General features: G+C 32.5%; 26 protein-coding genes. 7 read left to right on the top strand and 19 right to left on the bottom strand.

Annotation, left to right across the window (positions count from 1 at the left end):
• Positions 1–169 precede the first annotated feature (169 nt).
• The 11 genes from atpG to AC6CH4_RS22005 all read right to left on the bottom strand — a co-directional run bounded on the left by atpG (position 170) and on the right by AC6CH4_RS22005 (position 11,469).
• Positions 170–1,030 (bottom strand): ATP synthase F1 subunit gamma, encoded by an 861-nt coding sequence (gene atpG / locus AC6CH4_RS22055; protein ID WP_498106809.1) that lies wholly within the window; start codon positions 1,028–1,030, stop codon positions 170–172.
• Between the two features lie 92 nt (positions 1,031–1,122).
• The gene (atpA, locus tag AC6CH4_RS22050; RefSeq protein WP_074660092.1) at positions 1,123–2,700 is read right to left on the bottom strand and encodes a F0F1 ATP synthase subunit alpha; all 1,578 of its coding nucleotides are present in this window, start codon (positions 2,698–2,700) and stop codon (positions 1,123–1,125) included.
• Between the two features lie 38 nt (positions 2,701–2,738).
• The gene (gene atpH, locus AC6CH4_RS22045; protein ID WP_375030916.1) at positions 2,739–3,272 is read right to left on the bottom strand and encodes an ATP synthase F1 subunit delta; all 534 of its coding nucleotides are present in this window, start codon (positions 3,270–3,272) and stop codon (positions 2,739–2,741) included.
• 4 nt (positions 3,273–3,276) lie between these two features.
• Positions 3,277–3,777 (bottom strand): F0F1 ATP synthase subunit B, encoded by a 501-nt coding sequence (locus AC6CH4_RS22040; protein ID WP_192186512.1) that lies wholly within the window; start codon positions 3,775–3,777, stop codon positions 3,277–3,279.
• Between the two features lie 122 nt (positions 3,778–3,899).
• A complete protein-coding gene (gene atpE / locus AC6CH4_RS22035) occupies positions 3,900–4,091 on the bottom strand; it encodes an ATP synthase F0 subunit C (protein WP_165828897.1) in 192 nt (63 codons plus the stop codon).
• Positions 4,092–4,187: 96 nt separating this feature from the next.
• The gene (gene atpB / locus AC6CH4_RS22030; protein WP_498106807.1) at positions 4,188–5,339 is read right to left on the bottom strand and encodes a F0F1 ATP synthase subunit A; all 1,152 of its coding nucleotides are present in this window, start codon (positions 5,337–5,339) and stop codon (positions 4,188–4,190) included.
• A 569-nt stretch (positions 5,340–5,908) separates the two neighbouring features.
• Positions 5,909–6,136: an AtpZ/AtpI family protein gene (locus AC6CH4_RS22025; RefSeq protein WP_498106805.1), complete on the bottom strand. Its 228-nt coding sequence runs from the start codon at positions 6,134–6,136 to the stop codon at positions 5,909–5,911.
• Entirely contained in the window at positions 6,102–6,512 is a 411-nt protein-coding gene (locus AC6CH4_RS22020) for a bactofilin family protein (protein ID WP_498106803.1), read from the bottom strand. Before AC6CH4_RS22020 ends, AC6CH4_RS22025 begins: the two co-directional genes overlap by 35 nt.
• 3 nt (positions 6,513–6,515) lie before the next feature.
• Positions 6,516–9,128: a type IX secretion system periplasmic lipoprotein PorW/SprE gene (gene porW, locus AC6CH4_RS22015; protein WP_498106801.1), complete on the bottom strand. Its 2,613-nt coding sequence runs from the start codon at positions 9,126–9,128 to the stop codon at positions 6,516–6,518.
• An 88-nt stretch (positions 9,129–9,216) separates the two neighbouring features.
• Complete coding sequence (locus AC6CH4_RS22010; protein ID WP_498106799.1) at positions 9,217–9,912, bottom strand: ABC transporter ATP-binding protein; 696 nt, start codon at positions 9,910–9,912, stop codon at positions 9,217–9,219.
• A gap of 96 nt (positions 9,913–10,008) precedes the next feature.
• Positions 10,009–11,469, bottom strand: a complete 1,461-nt coding sequence (locus AC6CH4_RS22005) for a DUF5687 family protein (protein ID WP_498106797.1) — start codon at positions 11,467–11,469, stop codon at positions 10,009–10,011.
• Between the two features lie 128 nt (positions 11,470–11,597).
• Here AC6CH4_RS22005 and AC6CH4_RS22000 point away from each other — a divergent pair, with 128 nt between their 5' ends.
• Together AC6CH4_RS22000 and AC6CH4_RS21995 are read left to right on the top strand one after the other, a co-directional pair.
• Positions 11,598–12,650, top strand: coding sequence for a 2Fe-2S iron-sulfur cluster-binding protein (locus AC6CH4_RS22000; RefSeq protein ID WP_498106795.1), 1,053 nt, complete (start codon positions 11,598–11,600; stop codon positions 12,648–12,650).
• Between the two features lie 425 nt (positions 12,651–13,075).
• Positions 13,076–13,321: a hypothetical protein gene (locus AC6CH4_RS21995; RefSeq protein WP_498106793.1), complete on the top strand. Its 246-nt coding sequence runs from the start codon at positions 13,076–13,078 to the stop codon at positions 13,319–13,321.
• A 78-nt stretch (positions 13,322–13,399) separates the two neighbouring features.
• Here AC6CH4_RS21995 and AC6CH4_RS21990 read toward each other — a convergent pair whose 3' ends face one another.
• Together AC6CH4_RS21990 and AC6CH4_RS21985 are read right to left on the bottom strand one after the other, a co-directional pair.
• Positions 13,400–14,413, bottom strand: a complete 1,014-nt coding sequence (locus tag AC6CH4_RS21990; protein WP_498106791.1) for a glycosyltransferase family 9 protein — start codon at positions 14,411–14,413, stop codon at positions 13,400–13,402.
• A 39-nt stretch (positions 14,414–14,452) separates the two neighbouring features.
• The gene (locus AC6CH4_RS21985) at positions 14,453–15,058 is read right to left on the bottom strand and encodes a DUF4254 domain-containing protein (protein WP_498106789.1); all 606 of its coding nucleotides are present in this window, start codon (positions 15,056–15,058) and stop codon (positions 14,453–14,455) included.
• Positions 15,059–15,169: 111 nt separating this feature from the next.
• On the opposite strand from AC6CH4_RS21985, the gene upp reads away from it, so the two are divergent.
• On the top strand, positions 15,170–15,823 hold the full coding sequence (gene upp, locus AC6CH4_RS21980) for a uracil phosphoribosyltransferase (RefSeq protein ID WP_498106787.1): 654 nt from the start codon (positions 15,170–15,172) through the stop codon (positions 15,821–15,823).
• Here the strand turns inward: upp and AC6CH4_RS21975 are convergent.
• Positions 15,818–16,747, bottom strand: coding sequence for a DUF6427 family protein (locus AC6CH4_RS21975; RefSeq protein ID WP_498106785.1), 930 nt, complete (start codon positions 16,745–16,747; stop codon positions 15,818–15,820). The genes upp and AC6CH4_RS21975 overlap by 6 nt on opposite strands.
• Positions 16,748–16,887: 140 nt before the next feature.
• Between AC6CH4_RS21975 and AC6CH4_RS21970 the strand changes: the two genes are divergently transcribed.
• Entirely contained in the window at positions 16,888–17,118 is a 231-nt protein-coding gene (locus AC6CH4_RS21970; RefSeq protein WP_110837168.1) for a DUF6341 family protein, read from the top strand.
• On the opposite strand, the gene purD is transcribed toward AC6CH4_RS21970, so the two are convergent.
• Positions 17,110–18,384 (bottom strand): phosphoribosylamine--glycine ligase, encoded by a 1,275-nt coding sequence (gene purD / locus AC6CH4_RS21965; protein ID WP_498106783.1) that lies wholly within the window; start codon positions 18,382–18,384, stop codon positions 17,110–17,112. The two genes, AC6CH4_RS21970 and purD, sit on opposite strands and share 9 nt — an antisense overlap.
• A 136-nt stretch (positions 18,385–18,520) precedes the next feature.
• Between purD and AC6CH4_RS21960 the strand changes: the two genes are divergently transcribed.
• Positions 18,521–19,831 carry a phenylacetate--CoA ligase family protein gene (locus tag AC6CH4_RS21960; RefSeq protein WP_498106913.1) on the top strand — a complete coding sequence of 437 codons (1,311 nt, stop codon included), beginning with the start codon at positions 18,521–18,523 and terminating at the stop codon, positions 19,829–19,831.
• Between the two features lie 41 nt (positions 19,832–19,872).
• Complete coding sequence (locus tag AC6CH4_RS21955) at positions 19,873–20,400, top strand: ORF6N domain-containing protein (protein ID WP_498106781.1); 528 nt, start codon at positions 19,873–19,875, stop codon at positions 20,398–20,400.
• A gap of 168 nt (positions 20,401–20,568) precedes the next feature.
• Here the strand turns inward: AC6CH4_RS21955 and AC6CH4_RS21950 are convergent, their stop codons facing one another.
• Together AC6CH4_RS21950 and AC6CH4_RS21945 are read right to left on the bottom strand one after the other, a co-directional pair.
• Complete coding sequence (locus tag AC6CH4_RS21950) at positions 20,569–21,336, bottom strand: glycosyltransferase family 2 protein (RefSeq protein WP_498106779.1); 768 nt, start codon at positions 21,334–21,336, stop codon at positions 20,569–20,571.
• Between the two features lie 12 nt (positions 21,337–21,348).
• A complete protein-coding gene (locus AC6CH4_RS21945; protein WP_498106777.1) occupies positions 21,349–22,332 on the bottom strand; it encodes a UDP-glucuronic acid decarboxylase family protein in 984 nt (327 codons plus the stop codon).
• Positions 22,333–22,512: 180 nt separating this feature from the next.
• Between AC6CH4_RS21945 and AC6CH4_RS21940 the strand changes: the two genes are divergently transcribed.
• On the top strand, positions 22,513–23,589 hold the full coding sequence (locus AC6CH4_RS21940; RefSeq protein WP_498106775.1) for a glycosyltransferase: 1,077 nt from the start codon (positions 22,513–22,515) through the stop codon (positions 23,587–23,589).
• Here AC6CH4_RS21940 and AC6CH4_RS21935 read toward each other — a convergent pair.
• Positions 23,558–24,862 (bottom strand): O-antigen ligase family protein, encoded by a 1,305-nt coding sequence (locus AC6CH4_RS21935; RefSeq protein ID WP_498106773.1) that lies wholly within the window; start codon positions 24,860–24,862, stop codon positions 23,558–23,560. The two genes, AC6CH4_RS21940 and AC6CH4_RS21935, sit on opposite strands and share 32 nt — an antisense overlap.
• A complete protein-coding gene (locus AC6CH4_RS21930) occupies positions 24,834–25,898 on the bottom strand; it encodes a hypothetical protein (RefSeq protein WP_498106771.1) in 1,065 nt (354 codons plus the stop codon). Before AC6CH4_RS21930 ends, AC6CH4_RS21935 begins: the two co-directional genes overlap by 29 nt.
• Positions 25,899–25,909: the final 11 nt, after the last annotated feature.

Genomic DNA, 25,909 nt, shown 5'->3' with positions numbered 1-25,909 from the left:
TTTAAAATCAAATTGTAACTATTTAATTACCAAATCAGTTAATCCTCATAAATTATCAAAAAACGAAAAAAAATTTTCAATGATTTTATTAATTTATTGTAAAAAATAATGCACAAAAAAAGAGCCAACTAATAGTTGGCTCTTTTAAATATTCTATTAAAATGCTATTTTATCCGTTCAATGCTTCTGCTCCACCAACGATCTCCAAGATCTCATTAGTAATAGCTGCCTGACGTGCTTTATTGTAAGTCAATTTCAATTGGTTTCTTAATTCAGTTGCGTTGTCAGTTGCTTTGTGCATTGCTGTCATACGTGCTCCGTGTTCTGAAGCAAATGAATCACGAATACCTTTGTATAATTGTGTTTTCAGTGATTTTGGAATCAAAGTCAATACAATTTCCTCTTTTGAAGGTTCGAAAATATAATCTGCAGCTGAAACCGGTACATCAGATTTAATTGGTGCTAATGGTAAAAATTGTTCAGTTTGAACGATTTGAGTAGCAGCATTTTTAAACTGATTGTAGATCAATTCGATTCTGTCATATTCTCCAGATAAGAATTTTTCAGTCAAATTATCTGCAATTCCGGCAACATTTTCAAAAGTTAAATGGTCAAAAATTGCATTATGATGACCGTGAACTTTAAAAGTTTTACTTAGTACATCATTTCCTTTTTTACCAATAGGAAAAACATCAACTTGTTTTCCAGCGTAAAACGCAGAACGATTCTTAATCTCTTTAATTACATTTGAATTGAATGCACCACATAAACCTCTGTTAGAAGTTATAGCTACAAGCAATACTTTTTTTACTTCACGTTGTGTTGTATAATCACCTCCAACTTCACCCTCAAGTGTAGCAGAAAGGTTTTGCAACAACTCCGTTAATTTCTCGGCATAAGGGCGCATTGCAGTGATTGCATCTTGTGCTTTCTTAAGCTTTGCAGCAGAAACCATTTTCATAGCCGATGTAATTTGCATCGTCGATGAAACGGAAGTAATTCTATTACGGATTTCCTTTAAATTTGCCATTTGTCGATTAAAAAAATGTGACAATTTGAAAATTAGATAATTAGAAAGTTTCCGAAGATATTTTCTAATTACCTAATTGACTAATTATCTAATTAGATATATTTTGCTGAAATTTCTTTTGCTGCTTTTTCGATAACATCAGTAATGTTGTCATCTAATTTACCAGCTTTCAACGCGTTAAGCGTGTCTTTATGTTTACTGTTTAAGTAAGCTAAGAAATCAGCTTCAAATTCTTTTACTTTATTTACAGGAACACTTTTTAACAAGTTTTTAGAACCAGCGTAAATAATAGCTACTTGATTTTCAACAGGATAAGGATCATTCAAACCTTGTTTCAAGATTTCAACGTTTCTTCTTCCTTTTTCAATTACGTTTAAGGTAACAGAATCTAAATCAGAACCAAATTTAGCGAAAGCCTCTAATTCACGGAATTGAGCCTGGTCTAATTTTAAAGTTCCGGAAACTTTTTTCATTGATTTAATCTGAGCATTACCTCCAACACGAGATACAGAGATACCTACGTTGATCGCAGGACGAACTCCAGAGTTGAACAAATCTCCATCAAGGAAAATCTGACCATCTGTAATCGAAATTACGTTTGTTGGGATATATGCAGAAACGTCACCAGCCTGAGTTTCGATAATTGGCAATGCAGTTAATGAACCACCACCTTTTACGATAGACTTGATAGAATCTGGTAAATCGTTCATGTTTTTAGCAATTCCATCATCAGCAATTACTTTACATGCACGCTCTAATAAACGAGAGTGTAAGTAGAAAACGTCTCCAGGATATGCCTCACGTCCCGGTGGTCTTCTTAATAAAAGAGAAACCTCACGGTAAGCAACAGCTTGTTTAGATAAATCATCATAAACAATTAAAGCTGGACGACCTGAATCTCTAAAGTACTCTCCAATTGCAGCACCTGCGAAAGGAGCGTAAACTTGCATTGGAGCCGGATCAGAAGCGTTAGCTGCAACAATAACGGTATAAGCCATTGCACCTTTTTCTTCTAACATTTTAGCGATTCCTGCTACAGTTGAAGCTTTTTGCCCAATTGCAACATATATACAGAATACAGGTTTTCCTGCATCATAAAATTCTTTTTGATTTAAGATTGTATCGATACAAACAGTTGATTTACCTGTTTGACGGTCACCGATTACAAGCTCACGTTGTCCACGACCAACCGGGATCATAGCATCTACTGCTTTTACTCCTGTTTGTAATGGCTCAGTTACTGGCTGACGGAAGATAACTCCAGGAGCTTTTCTTTCCAAAGGCATTTCGTATAAGTCTCCACCAATTGGTCCTTTTCCATCAATTGGAAAACCAAGAGTGTTTACTACACGTCCTACCATTTGCTCACCTACTTTAAGAGAAGCAATACGTTGTGTTCTTTTTGCTGTTGATCCTTCTTTGATTCCAGTTGATGGCCCTAAAAGTACCACACCAACATTGTCTTCTTCAAGGTTCAATACAATAGCTTCAAGTCCGTTTTCAAACTCAACTAACTCACCATATTGTACATTCGATAGCCCGTAAATACGAGCAATACCATCTCCAACTTGAAGTACCGTTCCTACTTCCTCTAGCGTAGCACCAGATTCAAAACCTTCTACTTGCTTTCTTAATATTGCTGAAATTTCAGCAGGTTTGATTTCCGCCATCTTAATTTATAATTTAGACACTTTTATGTGTAATAAAACTAATTACTTAACTCTCTTTTTAATACTTGTAATCTGTTTGCAACAGAAGCGTTGTATTGTTGATCACCTATTCTTAAAATAAATCCTCCAATGATTGATGGATCTACTATATTTTCAATTGTTATTTTTTTATCTGACAAAGTTGAAACTTTTGCTAAAACTTTAGCCTCCAAAGCCGCATCCATAGGAATAGCAGTGGTAACTTTCGCTACTTCAATTCCATTACTTTCGTCAAAAACTCTGCTGTATTCTACTGCGATTGCCTCTAGAATTTCGAATCTTTTGTTTTCGAATAATAAATGAAACAAACCTTTAGTTACACCATTTACATTAGCAAAAACTTCCAAAAGAGCACTTTCCTTAACCTCCACTTTTGTAGTTGGATTTTGAATAAATGTGCTCAATTCTAAATTGCTTTCAATTGTAGAAGCAATAGATTTCATATCGTTATTTACAGCTTCGGCAACACCTTTAGAGTTTGCTAAGTCTAGAATTGCTTTTGCATAACGAATTGCTGCTCTTGTACTTGCCATAATCTTAGTTTAACTTTACGTCACCTAACATTTTCTCTACTAATTTAGTTTGAGATTCTTTGTTAGATAATTCATCTTTCAATAATTTTTCAGCAATGCTTAATGATAAAGTTGAAACTTGTGATTTCAATTCAGCCATAGCAGCATTTTTTTCACCTTCGATAGCCGCTTTAGCCTGCTCGATCATTTTTTGACCTTGCGCTTGTGCTTCGTTTTTAGAATCAGCAATCATTTTCTCTTTCATTTCACGAGCTTCTTTCAACATCGCGTCACGTTCTGCACGAGCTTCGTTCAAAATTCTTAGATTATCAGCCTGAAGGTTTTCCATTTCTTTTCTTGCATTTTCTGCAGAAAGTAATGCATCTTTAATGCCTTGCTCTCTATCATTTACTGCATCAAGAATTGGTTTCCACGCGAATTTTTTCAACAAAAGAATTAATCCAACAAATATTAGTATTTGCCAGAAAAACAAACCGAACTCAAACTGATTTATTAACTTATCCATTATATATAATTATAAATTTTAAATTATGTCTTTTTTAAAATTACCACCAGGCAATTTGAATGTTTTAATTTTAAAACAATAGTTACAACCAACCGTTGCAACTATTGTTTTTTGGGTTTTAACTAAGATGCGAATAACGCAGCGAAACCAATACCTTCAATAAGTGCAGCAGCGATAAGCATAGCTGTTTGGATTTTTCCAGAAGCTTCTGGTTGACGAGCGATAGCGTCCATTGCTGAACCACCGATTCTACCAATTCCTAATGCTGCTCCGATTACGATTAATCCTGCTCCAACGATATTTGGAATTTCCATAATAAATATATTAAAAATTAAACATTCAATTTTGTTATAGATTTTTGAATCTGGATTTTAGAATAATACCTAAATCCGGGATCTTGAATCTAAGTTTTAATGATGAGCTTCTTCTTCGTGATGATGCTCTTCTACTGCTGAACCAAAATAAAGTGCAGACAGCATTGTAAAAATATAGGCTTGTAAAAAGGCAACTAAAATTTCAAGTATAGAAAGTACAAATGACAATCCAAAAGATAAACTGCTTCCAATCCAGCTTTTAAAGATAAACATTAATCCGATGATACTCATTAAAACAATGTGACCAGCAAAAATATTAGCATACAAACGAATCATTAATGAGAATGGTTTGATAAAAACTCCCAACAATTCAATTGGTGCTAAAATAATTCTCATTGGTTTTGGTACACCTGGCATCCAAAAAATGTGACCCCAATAATTTCTATTTGCTGTAAGGTTTGTAATTAAGAAAGTTAGGATTGCTAACGAGAATGTAATTGTTAAGTTACCTGTAGCATTAATTCCTAGTGGAGTTAATCCGAAAATATTTAAAAACAATACAAAGAAAAAGATAGTCAATAAATAACTCATATATTTTCTGTAATGCTTTTCACCAATATTTGGAATTGCAATTTCATCACGGATGTAAACTACTAATGGTTCAAAAATTCTTCCTGCTCCAGAAGCGATTCCTCCATTTTTAGCATAAGATTTTGCTAAGCTGGAAAACAACCACAACATTAGTAACGCTGCTGCAAAAATAGAAACTACTGTTTTAGTAATTGAAAAATCTAAAGGACGAACATTTGTTGGGTGCCCGCTCTTTTCATCTTCAGTAATTGTTCCTGTCGCATCTGTTCTGTAGATTTTACCATCATGATGATTAATCACGTAATAATTTCCATTAGATTCAGCTACCGAATGACCATGATTAAATTTTGATGAAGAGAAAACATGTAGGCCATTATCCCAGATAATAACTGGTAAAGAAAAACCATAATACTTTCCTGTCTCATCATCCTGAGTCAAAGTAAAATCATGAGAATCTAAAACGTGATGATTCACGAAAGCTTTGATTTTAGATTTTACATCTGTTGGTTCCGAATGATGTCCTTCTGCAACAGCTTCATGAGCCGCTTCAGTTTGTGGATGTGCAGTGTCTTTTTCTGCATTAGCAAAACTAATTACAGGAAGACAAGCTAATAAAGCTACAAGAATAAATCTGAGTGGTTTGTTTGAAATCACCATATCTGTTGAAAATCTTATTTTTTTACGTTTCTAAAATTTGGTGCAAAGGTACATTTTTTATTAATATTCAAAAGGATATGAAAAATTATTTTTGAACCTTGTTTTACAGAATCCCTATTTTAACGCTTTTTGTTTAATAATCGGACAGTTAAAAGCGTTTCAAATAACAAAAACAAAATAAATGTTATAAAAAAATTAGTTTTTTCAACAGACACGTTATGAATTTTATCAGATAAAATCGGTCTCAAAACTAAATAAGAAAAAAACATTTGAATTAAAGTTCCCATCATGAACATCATTCCTATACTGTCAAAATTTTTAATAGTAATTTTCAATAATACCATAAAGAATACTGTTGTAAATGCAAAAAAAATCAAATACAAGGATTCGATACTGTAATGAAAATTTTGATTTGGGATATCAAAAAATATAAAAACTGCTTTGTGCAAAATGTAGCATGCTAAAGCAAAAAAGAATAAATGTAAAATCGGTTTGTACGTTTTTAAAAGCATTTCAAATAATTTTATGCAAATATGCAACATTTATTTAAAGCTCTTTGAAAAGTAAAATTACTTTGTTTTATTGATTTCGTTTACCTGACGAATAACATTATACAGTGCCAGAGCAACACCAACCATTACTAATATCTTATTATAATATACTTTTGGGCTTGGATGATTTTCATCTAACCAGGTTCCTAAATAAGAAAACAAGAAAATAATAACACCCATTTGAATAGGTATATTAATTAATGCAATCCATTTATTCCTTTGATTTTTGTTCGGCTCCTTTTCCATCTTTTAAAGATACTTCTTTAGAATTTGTTAGCATAGTACAAGTAGCAGTAAATTCAGCTCCAGGTTCTATAGATAATTTTCCAACGGCAACTTCTCCCTGAATATGGGCTGTGGCTTTTATATTTAGGATTTCCAAAACTTTTAATTTCCCTTGAAACTCGCCTTCAATATCAGCGTTGTGGCAAATAATTTCGCCTTTTACAATTCCTGATGGCCCTATAACCAGTTTTCCCTGCGAAGTAAAATTTCCTATCAATTCTCCATCTAATCGAAAATCGGCTTTAGAAACAATATCTCCTAAAATAGAAGTTCCTTCAACTATTCTATTTGTTTTACCTAAAAGTTCTGTGCCGTTTTTTTTTGCTTTCTCAAACATGTTTTATGGATTTTTAGGCGCTAAATAAGTGTCAAGATTTTTTTTGATTTGAATCACCTTGTAATTATCACTCGAAATAATAATTGACGGATGTGTAATTTTATATTTTTTGTCTTCTCTCAAAACTCCTGAAACATCTCTGGCATAAGCCTCAGATTTTACTCCATGAATAACTACAAAACTTTGGGTTTTATTGTATTTGTCTAAAGAAGTTGTTAGGCGCTCAAAATTTTCAACTAACAAAAATACCCTAATCGCTTCTTCAATTTTTTTAAGCGTTTGAGAATCATTATTAGCAACTAAATATAAAATCTTCCAGCTTTTACCGTCTACTGCGGTGAAATCAAGTTTTTCCAAACTCGGAATTTGTTTCTCTAAAATTTCACGTGCATTTTTTCCTTCCTCACTGTTTGGGTAATTATCTGCAACGTTTTCTAACCCTTTTTTATAAGCAGCCAGACCATTTACCTTTCCTAATGTGTTGGCTTTCAATAATTCATATTTAGAAACAATTTCATCGCCGGCATATTGATTAATTAAATTATCAATATTATCTAAAACAACATCAAATTGCTCTTCTTCATATAATTTATACCACTTTTTATATTCTTTATCAGGCGAAGCCAAATCACCAGCATTTGTATTATTTAAAATTTGAGCATATCTGGAAGTTGGATAATTTCCTGTAATATCAGATTTTACTTTCTCGGCTTTAGCCGGATTTGTAATTTGATATATTTTATACAAATTATACATCGATGGCAACACCAGTTTTTCTTCAGGATTGTTTCTTAACAATTGTTCTAATTTATCGCTGGCTAAATTATACTCCTTGAATTTTTCCTTATAAATAAGTCCTAACTGATAATAGGCAAAATTTCGTTCTTTACCAATACTATCCATAACAACCTGACTTGTTGGAAGTTGTTTTTCGTAAAACGCCGTCGTATATTTTTCAACTACTACAGAATCCTTTAATGCATTAATCGAATCCTGACGAATACTTAGTGAATCTTTGATCGCAGGATTAAAAATAGTTTTTGAACCCAGACGCCAATTTCCGGTTAAAGATCGGTTTCCCCACATTTTTCTAAATTGCACTTTCCCGTAAGCAACCGTTGTTGGATTGTAAAAATAAAATGTACTCGCCTGGTCATTTGCACCTGGAGGATTAAATGCCCCTCCTGCTGCCAAATCAGTTGGCACTGGTGCTTGTGGGTTTACAGCCGTTGGTAAGTTGCCGGCTTTTGAATTACGCTCCACATTTTCCAGTTTTTCTTTTTCCTTTTCTTCAAAAATACGTTTTGCCTCATCTTTCTTTTTAAGTTCAGCAATATAATTTTCAAAATAGGCTTTTCTTTCTACTTCTGGTAAACCATAAACCTTTATAATACTATCATTGCGCTTTGCAATTCCTTCGTATTTTATAACATTGTCTAAATTTTTTCGGTTTTTTTCAATAAAAGCAAATTCCCTGCTTTTAGGATCTAATTTCACCAATGTACTGTCATAATATTTGGCAGCCATTGTATAATCTGTATTTTTAAAATACATGTTTCCGATATTTCTATAAGTCGAAGCTACCAAATAAGGGTCTTTCGATTTTCTGGCTAACGATTTGTTATAAAATTCCAGCGCGTTTTCCTGTTCTTTATAGTTGTCGAAAAAAACACCCATTTCATAAAAAAGGATATCGTAATAAGGTCTGTTTTCGCGATCGTCTACCAATTTGTTATAAGCTTCAACAAACATATCCTGATCGCCATTTTCATAGTCGAACATCTGAGCTTTTCTCGCGTAAGCATGCATCATGTATTTTCGATCCGCTTTGCGGTTCATGTCGATTACGCCATTATAAAAATAAATGGCACTGTCTTTTTTCCCGGCTTCCTGATACATCTGCCCTAAAATAAAACGATAACGTGCTTTGTCTTCATTTATTCTCGAGAAATCTTCTGCAATTCTAAGTTTCGCTACAGCACTATCTTTTTGTTCTAAATGTAAAAAAGCTTCGGCCAATAACGCATTTGCATCTGAAAACGTTTGCTTATTTAAGTCCGTATTTTTTAATAACAGCCTAATATTTTTTACAACAATAGCATCATTTCCCAGACGCATGTTGGTTTTTTCACGCCAGATTTTTGCTGTGTAAATATTACTGCTATTTGGATATTTATATAAAATATAATTGAATGCCTCCAGAGCCGGAATAAAACGCTGATCATAATAACGGGCTTTCCCGAGCATTAAATATGCTTCATCTATTTGAGTGTTTTTTTCCCTTCCGCCAATATTCATCGAGTGTTTCTGAATCGCTTTTGTAGCTTTTGTTTCAGCTAATTCAAAATCAGGGTTTTTAGCTTTTTCTTCTCCCGAATAATTTTCGTCAACCTGCATTTTTTCGATAGGCAGCATCTTCCAAAAATTATCCTGATCATTTGCCTGAATAGATTTCAAACCTTTATCAAGGCCAATGCCTCCATTGTACAAAATATTATATTTTGTACTTAAAGCATGGGAATTTCTAGACAAAAACGTGTTTTTTTTGGTAGAACAAGCTATCAAAAAGAATAAAAACACGAACGGAAAACAATATTTTAGAGTATTCTTTTTCAATAGAAAAGAGTTTAAATCCATTAACTTCTAAAAAGGCTTTTTAGTATAATGACTGGTAAAAATACGCTTCTTTTTGAAATATAGAAACTTAAACAGCAAAAAACGATTCCAGTTCCTGAAGTGTCTCTTTTGAGGTTTGAATATCTTTCACTATTTCCCCTTTATTTAATGCTACAATTCGGTCACAAACCTCGACAGTATGCTGCAAATCATGACTCGAAACCAAAACCGTAACATTCGGATTTTCTGCCAAATCTTTAATAATCTTTTTTAGGCGGCTAACTGTTGTTGGATCTAAATTTGCAAAAGGTTCATCTAAAATAACGACTTCCGGATTTCCTATTAGTGTAGCAATTATGCCGACTTTCTTCTGGTTTCCTTTAGATAAATCACGCAGGTATTTTTTGTTGTTCAGAATTTCTCCATTAAAAAACTCTTCATGTTGCCCTAACAATGCATCGATATCTGCTTTATTCTGATGGCGTAAATCGCCAATAAAATAAAAGTATTCTTCAGGAGTTAAATAGCCAATAAGGAAACTTTCGTCTAAAAATGATCCTGTAAAAGATTTCCAGTTTTCATTTGTATTTACCTGAATGTTATTGCTCGTAATATGCCCCGTTGAAGGCTGAATCAAATCTAATAACAAACTAAAAAAAGTGGTTTTTCCTGCTCCGTTATTCCCTACTAATCCAAAACTTTGTCCTTTTGGAATTTCAAGATTATTGATGTTTAAAACTGTGGTTCCGTTATATTTTTTTGAAAGTTGATTTACTTGTATCATTGTAATTTTAGATTTTTGTCCCGAAGTCTCGGGATTGATTTAAGATTAAGTCAATTGATGCTAATTATCTAATTGACACATTTTCAAATTGACTAATTAATTCTTTTGTTTATAGGCACTTATCGTACTGTATTTTTCGATCTTATATCTTTTTTCGATTAAGGAGAAAACCGAATTTCTAAATACAAAACCTAAAACTCCTGCTCCTGCAACCAATAATAATCCGAGGGTTTTGTCTCCCAAATAAAGTCCGATTCCGTAAAGTCCTAATGGCAATAATAATTTTGGCAATGTCAATAACATGGCGCTCACGTTGAATGCTTTTTTATCTCCAAAAGCACCGCTGGCATTACTTAAATCGATTGGCGTTTTGGTAAATGCACCGCCCAAAAGCACCAAATGCGAATTAACCCCAATATTATAAATTGCACCAACAACAATTGTAAGGTAAACTTCCCATCCGTAAAATAGATAAAACGAGGCTAGTATTGTCGAGATAAAAGTGGCAATAACAATAAGCCACCATTTTGAAGTAATATAACCCCTATACGGAATATTTTGTGTCATCATTAATTGATAATACGAGCTATCCCAACTTGGTACAAACTGTCCGAAGACAAATAAAAATCCGCCCGAAACAAAGATTCCGGCAAAAATATACATCACCGCCGGTTGATGCGTATTCCCGAAAAAAATCAATCCATAGAACAAAAAGAAAAAACTCATGATTAATGTCGTTTTTGATCTTTTATTTCTTCGGATTAATTTAATATCATTTTTAAGAAATGTTCCTAACGTCCCAAATTGATTCAGCCAGGCCAGATTTTCTGTTGTTGCAATATCTTCCTTTTTAGAAAGCCCGGCATCCAAAAATAGATTGTTTTTAAAGTACTTAAATGTAAATTGATATAACCCAATCAATACTAAAACCGGAATTAAAAACAGTCCCTTTTGAGAATATAACCCCTGAAAAAATGGAGTTGTATAAACAGTAATATCAAATAATTTATAATACTGCGCTGCTCCTAAACCAATTGAAATTGCGACAAAAACAACAAATAATTTATCAATATTAGTTAAAATAATATTTAAAAAATTGTTGATATATATTAAAGAGAATATTGCCAGAAGCCACATTGTGATTCCGATAATATCGTAGCCTTCTAATATCAGTACGATCGAAAAAGGAACAAAGAAAAGGGCGTGAACCCAGTTAAAAAAAGACAATGCTGTTTTTCCTAATGAAAAATGAACAATCGTTGGTTTTTTAAAAGGTAAAACTAATAATGGTTTGATGTTTAAAACTGGGATTGCCTGCATCAACAAACGAATCACCAAATCAAACAGAAAATAATAGATCAAAAATCGATTGATTGTTATTAATGGTTCGAAGTTCATTTTTTTCAATAAATAAAATGCTCCAACACCTGCCCCAATAAAAAGTAGTGAAAAATAAATCATTAAAAACCCTAACAAAATTTTCATTGCCAGGTTTGCTCCAAATGATGCCGATCTGGTAAAGGCCTTCCATTCGAGATAAATAAACTTTTTAATCATGGTTAATTGGTTTTGAGTTTTGTAGTAAGAGATCAAATGTAAGAAAACGTTACAAAAAAAGTTAAAAATAATAGTTTAGTGCCTGCGAATTAATCTCCGTTTGCTACTTTTGCATAAAATATACAATCATGCCTTCATTCTTAAAACTGATAATTAAAGAGGTAAAACGTGAAACTACCGATGCCGTTTCTATACTTTTTAATGTTCCAGAGGAACTAAAACCAGACTATAAATTTATTGCAGGACAATATATAAATTTAAAATTAACTCTTGATAATCAAGAAATTCGCCGTGCTTACTCCATTTGTTCTGCACCAGAAAGCGGTGAATTGCGAATTGCTGTAAAAGCAGTCAAAAACGGGTTGTTCTCCCAATTTGCCAATACAAAACTGAAAGCTGGAGATGTTCTGGAAGTAGGTCATCCGGAAGGAAAATTTACTTTTGAACCAGATGCTGAAAGACAAAAAAATTATGCTGCTTTTGTAGCAGGAAGCGGAATTACTCCTGTACTTTCTATCATAAAATCAGTTTTAAAAAGCGAGCCAAAAAGTTCATTTGTATTGGTTTACGGAAATAGAACTCCTGAAGAAACTATTTTTCACCAGGAACTTCACGATTTGCAATTAAAATATGTTGGCCGTTTTTTCGTGCATTATGTATTTAGTCAGGCAAAAGCCGAAAATGCATTGTTTGGAAGAATCGAGAAATCAGCAGTGAATTTTGTTCTGAACAACAAACACAAAGAACTTCAATTTGACAAGTTCTATCTGTGCGGACCTGAGGAAATGATCAATACGGTTTCTGATATTTTGAAAGAGAAAAATGTAAAAGAATCAGCTATTAAATTTGAACTTTTTACTACTTCATCGCAAGAACATGAAATAAAAGCTTCGCTTGAAGGACATACAAAAATTACAGTTTTAGTTGATGATGACGAAGTTTCTTTCGAAATGTCTCAAAAACAGACAATTCTGGATGCAGCCTTAAAACAAGGAATTGATGCTCCTTATTCTTGCCAGGGCGGAATTTGCAGCAGCTGTTTAGCCCGCGTAACTTCCGGAACTGCGGAGATGACTAAAAATTCAATTTTAACGGATAAAGAAATTGCTTCCGGCTTAATTTTAACTTGTCAGGCACATCCAACTTCAGAATCTATTTATGTAGATTATGATGATGTGTAGAGCGTAAAATTCCAATCCCGATCCCGAAACTTCGGGACGGGATTAAATTCCAAATTCCAACTTCACAATTGGAGCTTGGAATTTTTTTGCGAATTACTTTTTTGCCATCTAAATAAAACTTAAAAAAACATATCGAATTTTAGCTATTTTCTAAAAAACATGGCTAAAATTTACTATATTAGTAGTGTAATTAAGGCTGTTACACCTTTTTCATTTTAAAATAAGTTGTAAAGCTATATCTATTTGTCAACACGTTTAAAACATTAAATATTATGGCAATGCATCACTACCTCCGTCTGTCTTTTATCTTACTATTTGTAATAACATCTTTTATCTGTATCTACTTTATAATTAAAAAAAGAAGAAACAGGAAAGGTCCAAAACTACTTTCAAAAGAAAAGTACAGTTCATCAATGAGCGAGGGAATGGCAGAAATACCAGCCTCTAATGATAGTTTGTTCAATATTTGGCCCTACGTAAGTGAATTAAAAGCAGCTAAAATTTTATCGAATAAAATTAAGGAATCTGAATTGATACATAAAGTGTACAGAAATTCAACCGAAGATTTTGAACACATTTTACTAGCTACTGAAAAAGAAAATCATTTTATTAAAGTTGTGATTGATAGAAACAAAAAGAAACCAATGGGGTATCTTTTTCTTGAGTTATGAGAAAATTAAATTCCAAAAAAAATCCAAATCCCAATTGTAAAGTTGGAATTTGGATTTTTTTTGGAATTTATTTAAACTTTATTTTAAAAGCTGATTTTCTATTTTAGCAATTATTTTCTCCGGAGAAATACTTCTCATCGCATCCTCATAACCTTCAACGATTTTATTTCCATAAACGGATGTTGGTAGTTTTGGATATTGATTTCTATCTGAAGTTAAAGCATTTTCTAAATTTTGATTGAATGGCAAAAATCCTGCGTATGGATGCGTTGCACCCCAAAGCGTAATCACTTTTACACCCAACATTGCCGCAATATGTGCATTTCCGGAATCCATAGAAAGCATTACATCGAGATTGCTGATCAATTGCAATTCCTGTTGAAATTTAATTTTTCCAGCCATATTAATTACATTTTCAAATGGTTTTGAAAGTGAATCTAAAATTTCGATTTCTTTTTTTCCTCCGCCAAAAAGTAAAATTTTATTCGACTGATTTTCTGCTAATTTCGAAATAACTTCTGCCATTAAATCGATCGGATAAACTTTAGAATCATACTGAGCAAAAGGGGCAATTCCGATAAGTTTTTGGTTTTGGTTTCCGATAATTTCCAAAATAGCTGAATCTAATTTCGCTTTTTCAGGAAAAACAGGCTTTGATAAATCTAAAGGAAAACCCAGTTCTTCAAACACTTTTGCATGTCTTTCAAACATGGTTGGCAATTGCCTGAAAATCTTATTTTCTGCTCGGGTTAATTCTTTTTTGCCTTCTCTTCCTTTATCGACTGTTGCTCTTTTTTTTCCGCTTAAAGCGAAAAGTAAGCTCACAACTTTAGACCTTAAAACGTTATGAAGATCGGCGAAAGCGTCAATTTTAAACTTTTTTACATCCTTATATAATTGCAAAAGTCCCGGAAAACCTTTGTGTCTTTCTTTTTCATCAAAAGCAAAAAATTCCAGATTCGGAATTCCGTCAAAAAAAGGTTTGAAAAACGGACGGGAAATTACCGTCAGTTTAACGTCTGGATATTGTTTTACAAAAGCGCGTAAAACAGGAACCGTCATGGCGACATCTCCCATTGCGGATAGTCTCATGACGGCTATATGCTTAATTTTATTGGACAATTCTGCCAATTATTTTTTATTTTGATATAGAACAGGATTCAAATCATCATCGTTGTACATTTTCATTTGTTTGTACACTTTCATGAATTTTTCTCCTTTTTCAATGTCTGACAATAAATCATCAATTGCGGTAGACAAATCACTTCTTTGCTCTAAAAGAATGTTTAGTTTTTCCTGACATTTATCTCTGTGTTCTTGCGAAGCCTCTGCACGATTAGCTTCTTCCTGCATGTGATAAATTTTCAAAGCTAAAATCGACAATCTGTCAAAAGCCCAGGCTGGACTTTCAGAATTTATTTTTGCACCATCCTTTGCTTTTACATCGCTGTATTTTTGCAAAAAGTAGCTGTCAATATATTCCACCATATCAGTACGTTCCTGGTTTGAAGCATCGATTCTTCTTTTTAAAGTCAAAGCTGCAACCGGATCAATTTGTGGATCACGAATAATATCTTCAAAATGCCATTGAACAGTGTCAATCCAGTTTTTTAGATATAATAAATGCTCAAATTTATCTTTTGGATAAGGATTATTTATAGGCTGATCAACATTATCAAACTGGTGATAATCTTTGATACTTTGTTCGAAAACAGAATAAGCTAATTTTGAAAACATGTCTTTATTTATTAGAGATACAAAGATACTTTTTATACTTTTATAGTGTGAAAAAAACGATTGTTTTTTCATTTTAGTATCACAAATCATTGATAATTCTAAAAACTCCACATGAAAATTCATTATATATCTGAGAATAATAGCGTATTAAATCACTTTTTGGGTCAAATCAGAAATGTAAATGTTCAGAACGACAGTATGCGTTTTCGCAGAAATATCGAACGAATTGGCGAAATTATGGCCTATGAATTAAGCAAAGATTTGTCTTATAAAGATGTTGAAATCCAGACCCCTCTTGGTATTAAAAAAACGACAGAAATAGAAAGTGATTTGGTTTTATGTTCCATTTTAAGAGCTGGCTTACCGCTTCATAATGGCTTTTTAAATTATTTTGATCATGCTGAAAATAGCTTTGTTTCGGCCTGCAGATATCATCCGAACAACGATCATGAGTTTGAAATTAGAGTTGAATATCAAGCGCTTTCGGACTTAAATGATAAAACGGTTCTACTTCTTGATCCAATGTTGGCTACTGGACAATCTATAGTTGCAGTTCATGAAAAATTAATTCAGAACGCAGTTCCAAAAGAAATTCATATTGTAGTCGTTATTGCCGCACCTGAAGGAGTTGCACACCTTGAAAAAAATCTTCCTGACAACTGTCATTTGTGGGTTGCTTCCTTAGACGAAAAATTAAACGAGAAAAACTACATTGTTCCCGGACTTGGTGATGCCGGCGATCTTGCTTATGGAAGCAAATTATAATTGCGAGAAAAACGTAAACAAACTGCAGCAAATAAGTACATAAAATACAATTTCGTTGTTTAATTTCTGTTGCATATATTCAATATGACTCGACGCCATAATCGTTAAAGGTGTAATACTAAACAGTAGCAAATCATTGCTTTTGTTTGGTGAAAGAATGAAAACAAACGCTGCAATAAAAAAACAGGCTACTACTTTTTTATAGGAAGTATGTACAATTTGAGGTCTGTTTGATAACGTTGTTACAATTGAAACTACAAAAAATAAAGCTACTGCAACATAAATTGAAAGTGCCCCATTTTCATAATTATTCTTAAAATAATTTATATCTAAATCGATTACGGCTCGTTTTTCAAAAAATGAAATGGCATCAAAATGAAAAATTAACGATATCAAAAAAAACATAATTGTTACGGCTAGCAGTGCTATAAATGGTAAAACCCAGTTTCTATAATCTCTTGAAACGTGAAAAACAATTGAAATAAAAACGAGAATCAGAAAGAGAATACACCAAAATTGAAATAAAGAAGCTACTAAAATCCAAAAAGAAGCGTCAAATATTTTTTCTTTGGAAGCTTTTAAGGATTGCAGAGAAATCAATCTTCGAAGCGCCAACAATAGAAAAAAGTTGGCATATATAACATTCGGATTGTTAAATATCGTGGGGAAAAACAAGATAAACAACAAGTAGAAAAATATCGAATATCCATTGTCTTTACTGAGTCCGTTCTTTTTGACTATAAAATTTATCAGGAAAAAAGAAGCGAAAATAAAGCACAATAAACTTAATTTTTGAAACGCCAAAAAATAAGAAGCCATCCATGATGGTTCCTGAATTTGAAACAGAAAAAAGAAAACCAGTATTAAAATTACGACCAAAGAATAATTTAATGGCGTAGATTTTTTAAAAACACTTGTTATCATAAGGATATTTTATACTTTTGTGATTGTAAATATAATACTTGTTTAAAAAGGAAAACCCAACAAGTTGAAAAAAGATTCTATTATCTGAATTTTGTCTTCAATGCGTTACAAAACAATAAATAACATATAATTTATAAATTATGACAGCTTTTTTCGAAGGAATACAATACTTATTCGTTAACATTTTGTTTGCTCCTCTTGACCTTTTACGTCGTTGGGAATTAGATTCATGGTTTGGTGCAAATTTTATCAACTGGATTTTTATGACCATCTGCGCATGCGCAATCGTTTATTGGATTAAACAATTACGCATATTTGATGACGCCGGAACAGAAAACCAAGATACTACAGCTCACTCTTTCTTAAAGTAAGTCGAAGCCGATATCTTTTCTAAAATACATCTTATCAAAATTTAGTTTATCTATGTTTTGGTAAGATTTTTTTATGGCCTGTTGGAAATCGTCTCCATAAGAAGTTACAGTCAATACACGTCCTCCATTACTAACGACATTTTCGCCATCTAATTTTGTTCCCGCGTGAAAAACAATAGAATCTGTAATATTTTCTAATCCTGTAATTACTTTTCCTTTTTCAAATTCTTCAGGATATCCGCCAGAAACGACCATAATTGTAGTCGCGCTTCTTGGGTCAACTTCTAATTCGAAACTATCTAATTCCTGATTGGCAACCGACAAGAACAATTCTACTAAATCAGATTTTAATCTTGGCACTACAACTTCAGTTTCGGGATCGCCCATTCTCACATTGTATTCAATAACAATTGGTTCGTTTTTTACATTGATCAAACCAATGAAAACAAATCCTTTATATTCGATTCCGTCTTTTTGAAAACCTTCAATGGTTGGTTTAACGATACGTGTTTCGATTTTTTCCATCAAAACAGCATCAACATAAGGAACTGGAGAAACTGCTCCCATTCCGCCTGTATTTAACCCTGTGTCGCCTTCGCCAATACGTTTGTAATCTTTTGCTGTTGGAAGGATTTTATAGCTCTTACCATCTGTTAATACAAAACAGCTTAACTCGATTCCGTCCAAAAATTCTTCGATAACTACTTTTGAACTTGCTGCGCCAAATTTTTCGTGAACCAACATATTTCTTAATTCCGTTTTAGCTTCCTCAAGATCCTGAATAATCAAAACTCCTTTTCCTGCGGCTAAACCATCTGCTTTTAAAACATAAGGTGGTTGCAAAGTTTCAAGAAATGCACACCCTTTTTCAACTGTTTCGGCAGTAAAACTGTCATAAGCAGCAGTTGGAATATTGTGTTTCATCAGGAATTCTTTAGCAAATTCTTTACTTCCTTCTAATTGAGCACCCAATTTTGATGGCCCGATTACCGGAATATGATTTAAACTTTCGTCGTTTTTAAAATAATCATAAATACCTTTTACCAACGGGTCTTCAGGTCCAACGACTACCATTTTTACATTTTCTTTTAGTACAAATGCTTTTATGGCATCAAAATCGGTTGGAGACATTGCAACGTTTGTAGCAATTCCAGCTGTTCCTGCATTTCCTGGTGCAACAAAAAGTTTTTCGCAAAGCGGACTCTGAATCATTTTCCACGCAAAAGCATGCTCTCTTCCGCCTGATCCCAATAGTAAAATTGTCATGGTATAGTTGTATTTAGTTGTGGTGCAAAAATAATTGCTTTTACACGTAAAAAATAATTAAATCTTAAAAAGTTCGTGATTCTTCTCTGTTAGTAGTTGGATAATATTATTTTTGATGAAAATTAATCTTCAAAAAATGATTTCTCTTTTCGATATTTCGCTTCAATTAAATGGCTTTCCGATAAAGAAAGCTAAAGCTAAATTGAACGAAATCGCAAATTTATCTGAAGAAGATTATCTTATTTTCCTTCAAAATAAAAAAGAAGAAATTGTTGATTTTCATTTGCAAAACAATTTGTTTTATCAGCAATTAATTGGAAACAAAACGGCTCCAAAATGGGAAGATTTGCCTATTTTGAACAAGCAAAATCTACAGAAACCACTCGAAGAAAGACTTTCAAAAGGATATACTTTAAAGAATGTTTACCTCAACAAAACTTCCGGATCCAGTGGAACACCTTTTGTTTTTGCCAAAGATAAATATTCGCATGCCTTAACCTGGGCTTCTAATATTATGCGTTTTGGTTGGTTCGGAATTGATTTTAATCATTCGTATCAAGCACGTTTCTATGGCATTCCGATGGATTTTGTTGGATATCAAAAAGAACGTTTTAAAGATTTTTTGAGCCGACGTTTTCGTTTTCCGGTTTTCGATTTATCTGATGAAGTTTTAGAAAAATTTCTGCAGAAATTCAAAACCAAAAAATTCGATTACCTCAACGGTTATACCAGTTCTATTGTTTTGTTTGCCAAATATTTAGAACAGAAAAACATTATTTTAAAAGAAACCTGTCCGACTCTAAAAGCTTGTTTTGTTACTTCGGAAATGCTTTTTGAATCAGATAGAAAACTCCTTAAAAAACAATTCGGCATTCCGGTAATCAATGAATATGGTGCTTCAGAATTGGATTTAATTGCTTTTGAAAATCCAAAAGGCGAATGGCAAGTGAATGCTGAAACGCTGTTTGTAGAAATTTTAGATGAAAACTATAAAGTTCTCCCTTACGGGGAAGAAGGCCGAATTGTGATTACTTCTTTATTTAATAAAGCCCATCCTTTTATCAGATATGAAATTGGCGATATCGGAATTTTAGATGAAAAAAGTACGCCACAAAAACCAATTCTAAAGAAATTAATTGGGAGAACAAACGACGTTGCCATTTTGCCAAGCGGAAAAAAATCGCCGGGATTGACGTTTTATTATGTAACCAAAAGCATCATTGAAGATGATGGAAATGTCAAAGAATTTATCATCAAACAAACTAAATTAGATACTTTTGAAATCGAGTATGTTTCTGACAATGAACTAAATTTAGATCAAATTCAAAAAATAAAAGAAGCAATTTCCTTATATCTTGAACCCAATTTAAACTTCACTTTTACCCGAAAAAAAGTTTTAGAAAGAACCAGTCGTGGAAAATTAAAGCAATTCAAATCTTATCTTTAATACAGATAAAATCTTACATTTGTTTTTGCTTATAAAAACTTATGGACGATCAATCTCTACTTTCAGAAGAAACTATTTCAAACAAAATATATTTTATCCGCGGTCAAAAAGTGATGCTTGATCGTGATTTGGCCATGCTTTATGGAATTGAAACAAAAGTTTTAAAACAAGCAATCAAAAGAAATATATCAAGATTTCCGGAAGATTTCATGTTTGAACTTAATAAACCAGAGTTTGAAAATTGGAGGTCACAATTTGTGACCTCCAATTCTGACAAGATGGGTTTGCGTTACAATCCAATGGCATTCACTGAGCATGGTGTTTTAATGTTATCTAGTGTTTTAAAAAGCGACAAAGCAATTCAAACCAATATTCAAATTATGCGTATTTTCACGAAAGTGAGACAAATGCTTTTGGATACAACAGAAATTAAAGTTGACATTCTTCAGATTCAAAAAAAATTGGAGAATCATGATAAAAATATTGAATTGGTTTTCTCTTATTTGGATGAATTGACTGAGAAAAAGGAAAACGAAAGCGAGAGAGTGAAAATTGGATATAAAAAATAATTGGAGGTCGCAAATTGCGACCTCCAATTTTAAGACGATTCTTTAAGGTAACAATTTGTGACCTTAAAGAATTAAACCGCAATCTTGATATCGCAAATTGCGACATCAAGATTCAGAAATAAAATTGAGTGATTTCGTCAAGGTCACAAATTGTGACCTTGAAAAACACTAAAGCTTTTTTATATATCGAGGTTTTATAATCAACTGCGTGAACAAAAATCGTGTCATCAACAAAACAGAAAACATAAAATTAAAACCATGAAATTCTCTATAAACACCAAAGTTGTGTTTGATTAATTTGAATTTTGATGATGAAATAGAATCTTTTCTAATTCTATAAAAGGCTAAAGGTTCCGGAACGGGTTTTGTAACCTGAATTTGTTTTAAAATCGTGAGCCACAAACGCCAATCCTGTCTTTTTTGTGTGGCTTCAATTACAATTTTACCAAAATAATCAGCATCGTAAATGGCGGTTAAATTGCCAACATAATTACAAAAAAAGAGTTCGTCGTAAGTTAAATTTATTGGTGCTTCTACTCTTCTGTTTAATGAATTTCCTTCTTCATCAATACAGTCGTAAAAACTGAACGTAAAATGTAAATTATTCTCTTCTAAAAACTCGATCTGTTTTTCTAATTTATTCGGAAACCATAAATCATCAGCGTCTAAATAAGCAATATACTTTCCTACTGCTTTTTCTAAAGCTATATTTCTAGCAAAACCATTTCCTGAATTTTTTTCTAATTTAAACAGTTTTATTCTGCTGTCTTTTTCGGCAAAATCAGAAATGTTTTTTACGGTTTCATCCGTTGAAGCGTCATCAACCAAAATCATTTCCCAATTCTGATACGTTTGATTTTGAACTGATTTTAAAGTTTCTGTAATAAACTTTTCAGCATTGTAAGTTGGCGTTATAATAGAAACTAATTCACTCATTAACGCTTGCGATTATTTTATATAACTTGAAAAATCTTTGTGTTCTTCTTTTGAAAGTTCTGCTTTAGAAAGCGATCTGAAATAATCATACGTAATTTTCATTCCTTCAGAACGACTTACTTTGGCTTCCCAACCTAATAATTCTTTGGCCTTTGTAGTGTCTGGCTGACGTTGTAAAGGGTCATTTACTGGCAAGGGATGATACACTACTTTCTGGTTGGTTCCAGTCAGTTTAATAATTTCCTCTGCAAAATCCTTAATCGTGATTTCGTCAGGATTTCCAATGTTTACCGGATAAACATAATCTGAATGTAATAATCTGAAAATACCTTCAACCTGATCGTCTACGTAACAAAAAGAGCGTGTTTGCATTCCGTCTCCAAAAATCGTTAAATCTTCTCCACGCAAAGCTTGTCCAATAAAAGCTGGAATTACACGTCCGTCGTTCAGTCGCATTCTTGGGCCATACGTATTAAAAATACGAACGATTCTGGTTTCTACACCATGAAAAGTATGGTATGCCATTGTGATAGATTCCTGAAAACGTTTGGCTTCGTCATAAACACCACGCGGACCAATTGTATTTACATTTCCGTAATATTCTTCTGTTTGCGGATGAACCAATGGATCTCCATAAACTTCAGAAGTTGATGCAATTAGAATTCTTGCTTTTTTAACTCTTGCTAAACCTAACAAATTATGTGTTCCTAAAGATCCAACTTTTAAAGTCTGAATCGGGATTTTTAAATAATCAATTGGACTTGCTGGCGAAGCAAAATGCAAAATATAATCTAAATCACCGGGAATATGAACAAACTTGGTGATGTCGTGATGGTAAAATTCAAAATTTTCTAACTTGAATAAATGCTCAATATTTTTAAGATCTCCCGTAATCAGGTTGTCCATTCCAATAACAAAATAGCCTTCTTTAATAAAACGATCACACAAATGTGACCCTAAAAATCCTGCTGCTCCGGTAATAAGTATTCTTTTCATAATTGATTTTATTGAACATTTTTGAGTTTCACTGTCATAAGCCCAAGATAGATGCACAAATGTAATAAAATATCCGGCCTTTTAAATTACCTCTTAAATCATATGTTAAAAGAAGTTTTGTCTTTTCAGAAAATTATTAAACTCATTTATCTATTTTTACCCACAATTAAATTCATTGTTTTGAAAGTTGTACACATTATTGAAGCTCTAGGTGGCGGCGTTTATACATATTTTAGAGATTTATCGACTTTCTTTGGAGATGATGAAATAAACAAAAACATAGAAACCACTATTATTTATAGTGGTAATCGAAAAGAAATTGACGCTCAAAAAATTAAATCTGAATTTTCAGATGGGGTTAAACTGATCCAGGTCAATATGATTCGGGAATTTTCTCCTGTTCAGGATTTAAAATCTGCTTATCAATTAGCGAAAGAACTTAAAAAAATTAATCCTGATGTTATTCACCTTCACTCTTCAAAAGCGGGTGTTTTGGGTCGGGTAGCTTATTTTTTCTTATTCAAAAAAAAGAAACTCTTTTATACTCCCCACGGATATTCTTTTCTAAGAACCGATATTTCAAAAACGGTTAAAAACATATATTGGAGAATCGAAAAAAGTTTTCAGCGCTTTTTTGGAGGAACAATTGTCGCTTGTGGTGATACAGAACTTGAAATCGCAAAGGAAATTGGCAATGCCAAATTAGTTCGAAATGGTATTGATATTGCAAATGTTCAGGAACATTTTGCAGCTCATCAAAATGAAAAACTTACGATTGGTATTATGGCCAGAATTACAGCTGCCAGAAACCCGGAAATGTTTAATCAAATAGCTTTAAAATTTCCTGATTTTAATTTTGTATGGATTGGCGACGGTGAATTAAGACCTTTAATTACAGCTCCAAATATCAGAATTACAGGTTGGATATTAGATAGAAAAACGGTTTTGAAAGAACTAAATAATATTGATATTTATATGCAGATCTCTCTTTGGGAAGGATTGCCAATTGCTGTACTTGAAGCTATGGCACTGCAAAAACCCGTTATTGCGACTAATATTATTGGAAATAAAGATGCTGTTCTGCACAACAAAACAGGATTTCTTTTTAGTGATATTTCTGAGTTGGAGAACTTTTTTGAAATTTTAAAAGATCCAAACACAAGATCAGAATTTGGCGAAAATGCATTGGCAAGATGTCACAATTTATTTGATAAAAATCAAAATTTTAAACAGCTTCTGGCACTTTATCAAGAGTAACTTTTTGTTGCAGCCAGTAGCTACCAAAAATCGACAACCATAATCCGCTAAAGGCAATTCCGTCGAAGCGGAGTAAAAAATCATCTGTTAAATTTGAGGTGAAGAAAATAAGGAAAAAAGAAAGTATCATTCCGTTTTTCAAATCATAACCTAAATAGCCAAAGGTGAAAATATATAGTGTTACTACCAAAGGCCCAAGAATACCAAACTTCAATAAGAAATCAAGAAACTGATTGTGTGTCGGAAATTCATATTTAGCCAAAAATTGTTGGTTCGTCACTGCATAATATTTGTTTAATTCCGATTTTCCGTCTGCAGCCCCAACACCAAAAGGAAGATTTTTTACGGACAATTCCCATGCTGATTTCCAGATTGATACTCGTGTTACCAGCGAATTAAAGACCTTAATTTCAGGATGATCAATTTCATCCAATTTACCTACTTTATCCATGTAAGCAAAAGTTACCGAAGAATATTTTTCTTTCATGTAAGGATTATTCTGAACAAAGAAAAATGTAATTCCTCCTAACAAAACAAGAACAGTTGTAGCTGTCAGGACAATTTTTTTTGTGTTGAATTTCGATCTCAATTCAAAAAAGAAAACAATCAAAAATCCGAAGAAAACATTGATCAATGCCATTCTGGTATTTACAAAAAGAACGAAGAAAAAAGAAAACACAAAAACAATTAAAGTTACCATTTTAAACAGGTTTTTTTCATGATTCCTGAAGCTTTCAAAAACAAAATACAACGCACAAACCGATACAAAAGCCAAATGCATATTTAAAGCCGGAGCATGAATACCAATGCTGTCTGCAAATTGATAACCCATTTCCCATAAATCAATTCCATTCAAATATTTATCCATTAATTCTGGATAAACAATTAGAAATCTTAGAAAGAAAAACAATATAATTAGTGTTGTAACAATCGTATATGTCTTTGCTATTTTTAAAAAATGGACATGATGATAATTTCCAATTATAAACAGCGGAAAAATCAATAATGAAGTGCTCTTTTCAATCGCTTTTAACCCTTTTGCAAAAGAATCATTATTCCAAAATAAAAGCAATTCCAATAAAATTGGAGAAGCAATACAAGCTATTAAAATCAACGCTGGTCTGGTAAATTTTAATTTTTTAACGAAAATCAAATTAAAAGCGGCAAACAAAATAATCAGCAACGAACATGGTTTTCTGAAAATCATCGCAACGGCGATTAAACACAAAAAAACATGAAATACTTTATTGAAGTTCTTTTCGGAAATGTTCATAGTATAATGCAAAATAGATTAAAGGAAAAATGCCGATTTTATGTCGAATTGCCGAACCTAAATCGGGTTCAAAAACACCCTGAAGAATGAAAAAAGAAAATAAAATAAACATGATTAAAAGTTCATAACGGTATTTTTTTCTTTCTTTAAGACATTTAGAAAAGCGAACTAATAAAATATAAAACAGCAAAAGCTGCCAAATTACAAAAACAATAATTTGGGGCGAAAGTATATGTTTTAAACCGTTTAAAGGAAGATTTACCGTAAAAAAACCATAAAAAACACTAATGGTTTCTCCATACCAGGTATCTGTTTTTACTGGTGATGTAATGATTGAGTTGGCATCTCCGGAAACTAATCTGGTACTGTTTACCACTTCCCTGCTTATCTCAGAAAAGTATTTGCCTTTTAAAACACCGTAACTTAATGACAGAAAAACGGCAATGAGCAAACCATAAAAAATTGTTGTTACGGTTTTGTTTTTAAAATTTATAAAACTGACCAAATACATTCCTCCGCCAATAATTGGAATTAAGGCAAAATAAGGACGATACAGCGCCCCAAAAACAATTAAAAGCACAACACTAATAATTATGGTTTTTCGGAATGGAAACCGCTTGTTTCTACACACCAAAACAATTAGCGTAATAAACAAATACGTAATAAATTCTTTTGAAGGCATTGATATGAAAATTGCAATCATAAAAATGCTCAAATACACAATCAGGTTTTTAATATTTACTTTTTCGAAATTGTCCGGAACTCCAATTTTATACAAAATATACATTAAAATAGGAAACTGTATAAGCGCAATTACCGGAAAAGGTAAATGCCGGAAACCTATAATTTTATAGAATAAAATAGTAAGTGGATAACTTCCAAAATAGCCTATTTCATTATACTTGTCGTAAATAATTATGGCAGTATCGTAGAAAAACTTTGGAGGCAAAACAAAAAAAGCCAAAAATGCCACAACTAAATTAGCTGAGGCAATAAGCAAAAATGCCGCTGTACTTTTTTTGATTAAAATCTGCATAAGATTTGATC

The organism is Flavobacterium sp. GQ95, from assembly GCF_059758655.1.
Note: the sequence above shows the minus strand (reverse complement) of the source record. Positions and strands in the feature narration are given on the sequence as shown.